Origin of the sequence: Amycolatopsis sp. La24 (genome assembly GCF_029087445.1) — a bacterium.
Lineage (GTDB): Bacteria > Actinomycetota > Actinomycetes > Mycobacteriales > Pseudonocardiaceae > Amycolatopsis > Amycolatopsis nivea.
In genome coordinates this window covers 206613-215773 of record NZ_JARACH010000006.1, presented here as the reverse complement: position 1 = coordinate 215773, position 9161 = coordinate 206613, and the positions used below count along the sequence as shown (strand labels likewise).

At 68.4% G+C, this 9161-nt stretch carries 10 protein-coding genes; 7 read left to right on the top strand and 3 right to left on the bottom strand.

Annotation, left to right across the window (positions count from 1 at the left end; all coding sequences use genetic code 11):
* Positions 1-157 precede the first annotated feature (157 nt).
* Positions 158-601: a protein tyrosine phosphatase gene (locus PUT80_RS10340; RefSeq protein WP_275291737.1), complete on the bottom strand. Its 444-nt coding sequence runs from the start codon at positions 599-601 to the stop codon at positions 158-160.
* A gap of 105 nt (positions 602-706) precedes the next feature.
* Here PUT80_RS10340 and PUT80_RS10335 point away from each other — a divergent pair, with 105 nt between their 5' ends.
* The 6 genes from PUT80_RS10335 to PUT80_RS10310 all read left to right on the top strand — a co-directional run bounded on the left by PUT80_RS10335 (position 707) and on the right by PUT80_RS10310 (position 6400).
* A complete protein-coding gene (locus PUT80_RS10335; RefSeq protein WP_275291741.1) occupies positions 707-1339 on the top strand; it encodes a DUF1707 domain-containing protein in 633 nt (210 codons plus the stop codon).
* Positions 1340-1475: 136 nt separating this feature from the next.
* On the top strand, positions 1476-2450 hold the full coding sequence (deoC, locus tag PUT80_RS10330) for a deoxyribose-phosphate aldolase (protein WP_037816104.1): 975 nt from the start codon (positions 1476-1478) through the stop codon (positions 2448-2450).
* 1 nt (position 2451) lies between these two features.
* On the top strand, positions 2452-3885 hold the full coding sequence (locus PUT80_RS10325) for an aldehyde dehydrogenase family protein (RefSeq protein ID WP_037816105.1): 1434 nt from the start codon (positions 2452-2454) through the stop codon (positions 3883-3885).
* On the top strand, positions 3878-4744 hold the full coding sequence (locus PUT80_RS10320; RefSeq protein ID WP_275291736.1) for an aldehyde dehydrogenase family protein: 867 nt from the start codon (positions 3878-3880) through the stop codon (positions 4742-4744). Before PUT80_RS10325 ends, PUT80_RS10320 begins: the two co-directional genes overlap by 8 nt.
* A 427-nt stretch (positions 4745-5171) precedes the next feature.
* The gene (locus tag PUT80_RS10315; RefSeq protein WP_037816108.1) at positions 5172-5411 is read left to right on the top strand and encodes a hypothetical protein; all 240 of its coding nucleotides are present in this window, start codon (positions 5172-5174) and stop codon (positions 5409-5411) included.
* Between the two features lie 140 nt (positions 5412-5551).
* Complete coding sequence (locus PUT80_RS10310; RefSeq protein ID WP_275291735.1) at positions 5552-6400, top strand: helix-turn-helix transcriptional regulator; 849 nt, start codon at positions 5552-5554, stop codon at positions 6398-6400.
* 10 nt (positions 6401-6410) lie between these two features.
* Here the strand turns inward: PUT80_RS10310 and PUT80_RS10305 are convergent, their stop codons facing one another.
* Complete coding sequence (locus PUT80_RS10305) at positions 6411-6947, bottom strand: DUF4232 domain-containing protein (protein WP_275291734.1); 537 nt, start codon at positions 6945-6947, stop codon at positions 6411-6413.
* A 141-nt stretch (positions 6948-7088) separates the two neighbouring features.
* Complete coding sequence (locus PUT80_RS10300; protein ID WP_037816112.1) at positions 7089-7721, bottom strand: TetR/AcrR family transcriptional regulator; 633 nt, start codon at positions 7719-7721, stop codon at positions 7089-7091.
* A gap of 206 nt (positions 7722-7927) precedes the next feature.
* Between PUT80_RS10300 and PUT80_RS10295 the strand changes: the two genes are divergently transcribed.
* Positions 7928-9154, top strand: coding sequence for a cytochrome P450 (locus tag PUT80_RS10295; protein WP_134732522.1), 1227 nt, complete (start codon positions 7928-7930; stop codon positions 9152-9154).
* Positions 9155-9161 lie beyond the last annotated feature (7 nt).

The following is a 9161-nucleotide window of genomic DNA, read 5'->3' as shown; positions in this document are numbered from 1 at the left end:
GCACCCCGATACGAAGCTCCCCTGCGGTTCGGGGGTGCTTGTCAAGGCATCTTTCCCGCCTTGACAAGCACCCCCGAACCGTCAGCACAATCAAGCTTCGGGGTGCCCCACGCAACCCCCACGGCAATGTCGCCGCCAGGCGACGAGCCGACCGCCCCTACCGCGACTCAGCAAACCACCCAACCCACCGCCGCTGCCAAGGCGTCTCCACCGCCCGCGGATGGTGCTCCCGCCGAACCCACTCCACCGCCTCCTCAGCCCCCACCCCGCCCAACGTCACCAAACAAGCCAGCACAGTCCCGGTCCGCCCAACCCCGCCAAGACAAGCCACCTCGACCGCCTCCCCGGCAACCGCCCGGGCATGCAACCCCAGGATCTCCCGCCGAGCCCCCTCCCGATCCCGCGGCAGCAAAAAGTCCGGCCACAACACCCACCGCCGCTCCCAGTTCAGCGAAGCGTCGTACTTGGCCCGCATCCGCCGAGACCCCAAATACAACCCGAACTCCGGATCCGTCCCCTCCGGCTTCGGCTTCCCCAGCCCACGTGCCCGCAACCGAACCCCGTCCGGAAGCACGAGAGTCCCCGTCAACCCAGCATCCATCACGCCATGATGCCCTTATCCACCGTTCGATGGACCCGGCGCAGACCCGACAGGACTAGGCTTTCCCAGGTGAGTGAAGATCCAGCCATGCCTGGCCCGGACCAGATGCGCGTGTCGGACGCTGATCGGGAGCAGGTCGCGCAGGTGCTGCACCAGGCCCTGTCCGAAGGCCGGATCACGATCGACGAGCTGGAAGAGCGGCTCTCCAGCGTCTACTCCGCGAAAACGTTCGCCGACCTGAAACCGGTGACCGCCGATCTGCCGGGCAGCGCCGCGATCGCGCCCGCCGCGTCGGCTTCGCTGCAGCCCGCCCCTTCGCGCGCGCTCGGGCTGCCGGACAACCGCGTCGGCGGGCATCCCGGTTCCGTCGTGTCGATCGGCGTGATGTCCGGGGCCGTGCGCAAGGGCAGCTGGGTCCTGCCGCAGCAGCACACGACCTTCGCGTTCTGGGGCGGTGCCGAAATCGACCTGCGCAGCGCCCGGTTCGCCGAGAAATCGTGCACGATCACCGCGGTCGCGATCATGGGCGGGATCGAGATCACCGTCCCGGACGACATCAACGTGAACGTCACCGGCATCGGTTTCATGGGCGCGTTCATGCTGGAGGACAAGTCCGGCGCGCCGCCTGCCCCGCCGACCGCCCCGACCGTGACGATCAACGGCCTCGGCTTCTGGGGCGGCGTCGTCGTGTACCGCAAGCCAGCCAAGGACTTGAACGCACCGCAGATCGAATCCTGAACCCGACTGCACACAGCACCGACAAAAACCGTCGCCCGCGCCGCGCGGCTGTGGACAACCGCGAGGCTGTGACCAGCTGTCCACAGATTCCGGTGAGCGCTCCGGCGCCTGCTGTCGCGCACCTACACTCAGCGGTATGACAGCTACCACCAGCCCGGCAGCGGCGCCGGAAACCCCGTCGCCGCTGACGGACGTCACTCGCGACGAAGCGAGCCTGCGGCGGTTCCTGCACGGGCTGCCCGGTGTCGACCAGGTCGGCGTCGAGCAGCGCGCGGCAGGGCTCGCGACCCGGAGCATCAAGAAGGAAGCCAAGCGATGGGCGATCGACACCGCGGTGTCGATGGTCGACCTGACCACGCTCGAAGGAGCGGACACGCGCGGCAAGGTCCGCGGCCTCGCCGCCAAGGCGATGCGGCCGGACCCCGAGCGGCAGGACTGCCCGCGCGTCGCGGCCGTGTGCGTGTACCCGGATCTGGTGGAGACGGCCGTCGAAGCGCTCGCGGGCAGCGGCGTGCGGGTGGCGAGTGTCGCCACCGGTTTCCCGGCGGGCCGCACGAGCCGCGAGGTGAAGCTGGCCGACACCCGGCTCGCGGTCGAGGCGGGCGCGGACGAGGTCGACATGGTGATCGACCGCGGCGCGTTCCTCGAGGGCCGCTATCTGGAGGTGTTCGACGAGATCCGCGCCGTGAAAGCGGCCTGCGGCTCGGCGCACCTCAAGGTGATCCTCGAAACGGGCGAGCTGGCGACGTACGACAACGTCCGCCGCGCGTCCTGGCTCGCGCTGCTGGCGGGCGGGGACTTCATCAAGACGTCCACCGGCAAGGTGTCGCCCGCCGCGACGCTGCCGGTCACGCACGTGATGCTGCAGGCGGTGCACGACTGGCACGAGCGCACCGGCGAACTGCGCGGCGTCAAGCCCGCGGGCGGGATCCGGACGACGAAGGACGCGATCAAGTACCTCGTCGCCGTGCACGAGGTCGCGGGCGAGCAGTGGCTCACGCCGGAACTGTTCCGGTTCGGCGCGTCGAGCCTGCTCAACGACCTGCTGCTGCAGCGGCGCACCCAGGTGGACGGCCACTACAGCGGCCCTGACTACGTGACGGTGGACTGACATGGGCATCTTCGAATACGCGCCCGCGCCGGAATCTCGCGCTCTGGCCAATCTGAAAGAGCAGTACAAGCCGTTCATCAACGGCGAATTCGTCGACGGTTCCGGCGAGCCGCTCAAGACGGTCAACCCGGCCACCGAGGAGATCCTCGCCGAGGTCGGCACCGCGTCGGAGTCCGATGTGGACACCGCGGTGAAGGCCGCGCGCAAGGCGTACACGTCGGTCTGGTCGAAAATGCCGGGCGCCGAGCGGGCGAAGTACCTGTTCCGCATCGCGCGGCTGATCCAGGAACGCTCGCGCGAGCTGGCGGTGCTGGAGACGCTGGACAACGGGAAGCCGATCAAGGAGTCGCGCGATTCCGACGTGCCCACCGCGGCCGCGCATTTCTTCTACCACGCGGGCTGGGCGGACAAGCTCGGCTACGCGGGCTACGGCCCGGACCCGAAGCCGCTCGGCGTCGCGGGCCAGGTGATCCCGTGGAACTTCCCGCTGCTGATGCTGGCGTGGAAGATCGCGCCCGCGCTGGCTACCGGCAACACCGTCGTGCTGAAGCCGGCCGAGACCACGCCGCTGACCGCGCTGGTGTTCGCCGAGATCTGCCAGCAGGCCGAACTGCCGCCGGGCGTGGTGAACATCCTGCCGGGAGCCGGTGACATCGGAGCGTCCATTGTGGAGCATCCGGACGTCGACAAGATCGCGTTCACCGGCTCCACCGAGGTCGGCAAGCTGATCCAGCGCACCGTCGCGGGCACCCGCAAGAAGCTGACCCTGGAACTCGGCGGCAAGGCGGCGAACGTCGTGTTCGACGACGCCCCGCTGGACCAGGCAGTGGAGGGGATCGTCAACGGGATCTTCTTCAACCAGGGCCACGTCTGCTGCGCGGGTTCGCGGCTGCTGGTGCAGGAATCGGTCGCCGAAGAGGTGCTGGAGAAGCTCCGGTACCGCGTCTCGACGCTGCGGCTGGGCGACCCGCTGGACAAGAACACCGACCTCGGCGCGATCAACTCGGCCGAGCAGCTGGCGAAGATCCGCGGCCTCGTCGAATCCGGCGACGCGGAAGGCGCGCAGCGCTGGACCAGCCCGTGCCCGGTGCCGGACCGCGGATTCTTCTTCGCGCCGACGGTGTTCTCCGAAGTCCACCAGTCGATGCGGATCGCCCGCGAGGAGATCTTCGGCCCGGTGCTGTCGGTTCTCACCTTCCGCACCCCGGAAGAGGCCGTGGCGAAGGCGAACAACACGCCGTACGGCTTGTCCGCGGGCATCTGGACCGAGAAGGGTTCGCGCATTCTGTGGATGGCGAACCAGCTCCGGGCAGGCGTTGTCTGGGCCAACACGTTCAACCGCTTCGACCCCGCCGCCCCGTTCGGCGGCTACCAGGAGTCCGGTTTCGGCCGCGAGGGCGGACGCACCGGTTTGGAGGCCTACCTCAATGTCTGACCGGATTTCCGTCGCCAAAACCTACAAGCTTTACCTCGGCGGCAAATTCCCGCGCTCGGAATCGGGCCGGGTCTACCCCGTCACTGACGCCAAGGGCGCCTTCCTGGCCAACGCGGCCCACGCGTCCCGCAAGGACCTGCGCGACGCGGTGTCCGCCGCCCGCAAGGCGTTCCCCGGTTGGTCGTCGGCAACTGCATACAACCGCGGCCAGGTGCTCTACCGCGTCGCCGAGGTGATGGAGGGCCGCCGCGCCCAGTTCGCCGCCGAGGTAGCCGCTTGTGAGGGCGTCGCCGCGAAAAAGGCCGAGTCCCTTGTGGACGCCGCCATCGATCGCTGGGTCTGGTACGCGGGCTGGACCGACAAGATCGCCTCGGTCCTGGGCGCCGCCAACCCGGTCGCCGGGCCGTACTTCTCCTTCACCACGCCCGAACCCACCGGGGTCGTGGGCGTCCTCGCGCCGCAAGAGTCGAGCTTGCTGGGCCTGGTGACCGTCCTGGCGCCTGTCCTGGCCACCGGCTCGACAGCAGTCCTGGTCTCCAGCGCGGACCGCCCCCTGCCCGCCATCACCTTGTCCGAGGTCCTGGCCACCTCCGACGTCCCCGGCGGCGTCGCGAACATCCTCACCGGCCACGCCGCGGAACTGGGCCCCTGGCTGGCCTCGCACGGAGACGTCAACGCCCTCGACCCGACCGGCGCGACCCCCGAAGACCGCGTCACCCTGGCCCAGGAAGCCGCCGGAACGGTGAAACGCGTCCTGTCCGTCCCCGACGCCGAACCAGACTGGACAGCCGAACCCGACCTGTCCCGCCTGCGTCGGTACCTGGAAGCGAAAACCGTCTGGCACCCCATGGGCGTCTGACGTTCGAGCTCACCGAGACCGCCGTTCCGGTTACCCCGGAACGGCGGTTTTGTTTGCGGCTATTCGAAAAACTGCGCAGCGGGCAGGCTTGCACTGGGGTTGGGCGCGCCCAGCCCGCGGCTGCGCGTAGCTCTCGAACTCGCCGAACGTCGGCCAGCGCTTGTCCGCGATCGACCGCACCGGGCGTGGACGCGTGCCCGTCAGCCCGGACGAGGTCGGCGGGCCGCAGATCAACGTCTACTCCGGCACCCGCTCCCACCTCGTCGACACGCTCGCCCAACTTGCCTGAACGAGCATCACCGGACCCCAACATTTCGCGCCACAACCCTATCCTTTCGCGAAATTCTCTGCCAACATGTGCCATTGGGGAAATTTCGACAACCCCGTGTCCGGTACAGGCGCCGCCAGCACGTCAGGAGGACTCCGCATGACCCCGCATCCCGCCCAGTCCGAAGAAGCACTTGCCCTCGAGTTCCTCGGCACCACCAGCGCGGGCGGCAACTGCCCCAACGCTTATCGCACCAACCGCGGCACGTACGTCGTCCAGGGATACCGGGTCACCGACGAGCAGGCGTTGCGGCAACTGCACGAACGCGGCATGCCCGACACCGAGACGGCCGTCGAAATCCCCGCCGGCCTGCTCAAGTTCTTCCCGCAGGAAGCCTGAGCACGACGACCGGCGCAGACGAGGCAAGGGCAGCCCGGCGATTCAGACGCACTAGTCGCCCAAGATTTCTCGAAACTCGACCCCAGGTGTGGGAAGATGCCATCGGGTTCGAGGAATTCCGCATGCGATAGCGAGGGCGAGTGCCTACCAGTTTCGAGAAACGCCGGGCAGAGCTTGGCGATCGCCTGCGCCGGCTCCGGGTCGACGCGGGCTACGAGACCGGAAAGGACTTCGCCAGGGCCATCGGCTGGAACGCGCCCAAGGTCAGCAAGATCGAAAACGGCAGGCAGACCGTCGGCGACGACGACCTCGACGCCTGGATCGCCGCCGTCGGCGGACCGCCGGAGCTGGCCGCGGAACTGCGCGAGCAATTGGTCGAGGTCCGCGACGCGCACGCCAGCTGGAAAGACAAAGTCCGCGACGGACACCGCGCCCGGCAAGAGGAATCCATTGCCAGAGAGGCCAGAGCGCTACGAATTCGGGCGGTAGATCTCCGAATTGTCTCCGGATTACTGCAAACCCCGGAGTACGCGCGGCATACGCTGCTCGCCCACTCCCGGATCCACGGCGGCGGACAGGACATCACCGAAGCCGTCCGGGCGCGGATGCAGCGCCAGCAGATCCTCTACGAACCTGGCCGGACCATCGAACTGCTCACCTCCGAGGCGGCGCTGCGCTATCCGAACGCGCCGCGCGAGGTGATGATCGGGCAGGTGCACAAGCTGCTCGCGCTGCTCGGCACCCCCAACATCCGCTTCGGCATCATCCCCGCGGACGTCGTCGTGCCCTACCCGGTCACCTCGGACTTCTGGGTCGTCGACGACGTCGCGATGGTCGAAACCCCCGAGGGCGAGCACATCGCGAGCGACGTCGACCCGTACCACGAGGTCGCGGATCTACTGTGGACAGTCGCGGCCGAGGGCGACGCCGCCAGGGCGGTGCTGCTGCGGGTGCTCGATTCGCTCACCCGTGCAGCCCCGCCCGACTGACCAGGAATCCTTACACCGCAGGCGCTTCGCCGGCCGTGACCGCGCCGACGTCGATGGTGTGGCTGTCGGCGCCGGCGTCGACCGCGCCGAAGGTCCAGTCCACCGTCACGTTCGGGTCGATCGGGTCGCCGTGCGGGTTGGAGGCGGCCGGGGCGGTCATGGTCAGCGCGTTCGGCGTCTGCTGCTCGTCGTCGGAGCCGATCGCGGTCCAGTGCAGCGGCACGTACGCCGACGAACCGTTCGCGATCAGCACCGGCGGCGCATCGGCCGGCGCCTCGTTGTTGACCAGGACGTTGTGCGCGCCGACCAGGTCGACGTCAGCCCGGCCGGAAAGGACGCACCGCTCGCCCTGGTTCGCGGTGAACTGCATCGCGGCGTTGCGCTGGCCCGCGCCGGCCCCGCCGTAGACGAGCTTGGTGCTGAACTGGTTCGCGGTGCACGGAAGCGCCGACGACTCCGTGGTCGTGGCACTGGCCGTACCGGCGAAGACCGCGGCCGCGCCTCCGGCGACGGCGACTGCGACGGCAATTCGGCGGATGTTCTTCATTGTTCGTCCCCTCTCGCGTTTTCCGGCGGCTCCGCACCGGCTTTCACGAGATAAGACGTCCCCGCCCGCGACTCGATGGCCCGTTGTGAGATCACCCCCGCCGGAGCAACCCCGATCGTCCCGTCGCGTCTGAAGAAGCGGTCAGAGCAAGTCTTCCTTGTCGATCGGCCGCCCCGGCAGCGTGGTGGCCGGACCGGCGCGCAGGCCGTCGATCATGATCGCGATGTTGCGGGCCGTCGCCATCTCCGGCGATTTCAACCGGTGCGCGGGCAGCTGCCGGATCAGCCGGGCGAACAGCACCGCGACGTCTCCCGCACCCACGTCCTTGCGCAGCGTCCCCTCGGCCTGCGCCCGGTCGACCAGCCCTTCGACCTCGAGCAGCACCGCTTCGCGCAGGTGCGCGACCTCGGGGTCGTCCTTGAGAATTTCGTGCGCCCGCTGCGACAACATGGCCAATTGCATCGACAACTGCAGTTCCGCGCCGTGATACAGCAACTGCACCAACGCTTCCCACGCCGTCGGCGCTTCCACCGACAGCCGCCTGGCGCTGTCCAGCACGCCCGCGAAATTGTCCACCGCCACCGCGCGGATGAGCGCGTCGCGATCCGGGAAGCGCCGGTAGAGGGTGCCGACGCCGACGCCGGCCGCGCGCGCGATCTCCTCCATCGGGACCTCGGGACCGTGGCTGGCGAAGATGACGCGAGCCGCGGCGATGATCTGGTCGCGGTTGCGTTGCGCATCCGCCCGCAGCGGCGTCTCGGGGTCTGCACTCATACCCGGCCTTCCCTTTTCCCGGTTGGCGCGCATTCTCGCACGCCGGACCAGCTGCGCAAACGTGCCGGCAACCCGGGGGCGGACAGCAATTGTCACCCCGTTGCTAGTGGACGGCGATCCTCCACTTCGGTACCTTGGGCAGTGAACCGGAATGTAATCCTCCACATTCATTCCGTAACGGGGCAAACCCACCACAGGGGGTTCAGATGACCGAAGTCGCCCAGCCCAGCCGCACCCAGCCGGAGCAGGCCGCGTTCCCGATGAAGCGCACCTGCCCGTTCGCGCCGCCGCCGGAGTACGACCGGTTCCGCGACGCTCGCGCGCACTACGTCGAGCTCGAGCACACCGGCCAGCGAGCCTGGGTGCTCAACCGGCACGAGGACCTGCGGGCGATGCTGAACGACCCGCGGTTCAGCTCGGACCGCTTCAACCCGGGCTTCCCGGTCCTGTTCAAGGACGGCCAGCAGCGCCGTCCGAGGCTGCGCCCGTCGCTGATCGCGATGGACGCCCCGGAACACGGCCCGGCCCGGCGCAGCGTCGTCGGCGAGTTCACCGTCAAGAGGATGAAGGCGCTGCAGCCGCGCATCCAGGAGATCGTCGACCAGCACATCGACGCGATGCTGGCCGGCGACAAGCCCGCCGACCTGGTGTCCGCGCTGTCGCTTCCGGTGCCGTCGCTGGTGATCTGCGAGCAGCTCGGCGTTCCGTACGCCGACCACGACTTCTTCCAGACGCACAGTTCACGGCTCCTCAACCGCGAAACAGGCTTCGAGGAACGCAGCAAGTCCGTCGAAGCGATGCAGAATTACCTGTCCGAGCTGGTTTCCAAGAAGGAAACCGCACCGGCGGACGATCTGCTCAGCCGTCAGATCGCGAAGAAGCGCGAGGAAGGCAACTACGACCACGACGACCTCGTGTCGCTCGCCTTCCTGCTGCTCATCGCCGGGCACGAGACCACCGCGAACATGATTTCGCTCGGCACCGTCGCGTTGCTGGAGAACCCGGACGCGCTCGCCGCGATCAAGGAGGATCCGGGCAAAACTCTCGACGCCGTCGAGGAGTTGCTGCGCTACTTCACCATCGCGGAGTTCGCCACCACCCGCGTCGCCCTCGAAGACGTGGACATCGCGGGCGTCACCATCAAGGCCGGAGAAGGCGTCCTCGGCCTCAGCTACGCGGCCAACTTCGACCCCGAAGTGTTCCCCGAGCCCGAGCGGCTCGACATCACCCGCGGCGGCAGGCACCACGTCGCGTTCGGCTTCGGCGCGCACCAGTGCCTCGGCCAGAACCTCGCGCGGATGGAACTGCAGATCGTCTTCGACACGTTGTTCCGCCGTATTCCGACGCTGCGGCTCGCCGCGCCGGTCGACCAGTTGCCGTTCAAACACGACTCCGGCGTCTTCGGGCTCTACTGCCTCCCGGTGACCTGGTGAGGGGGAA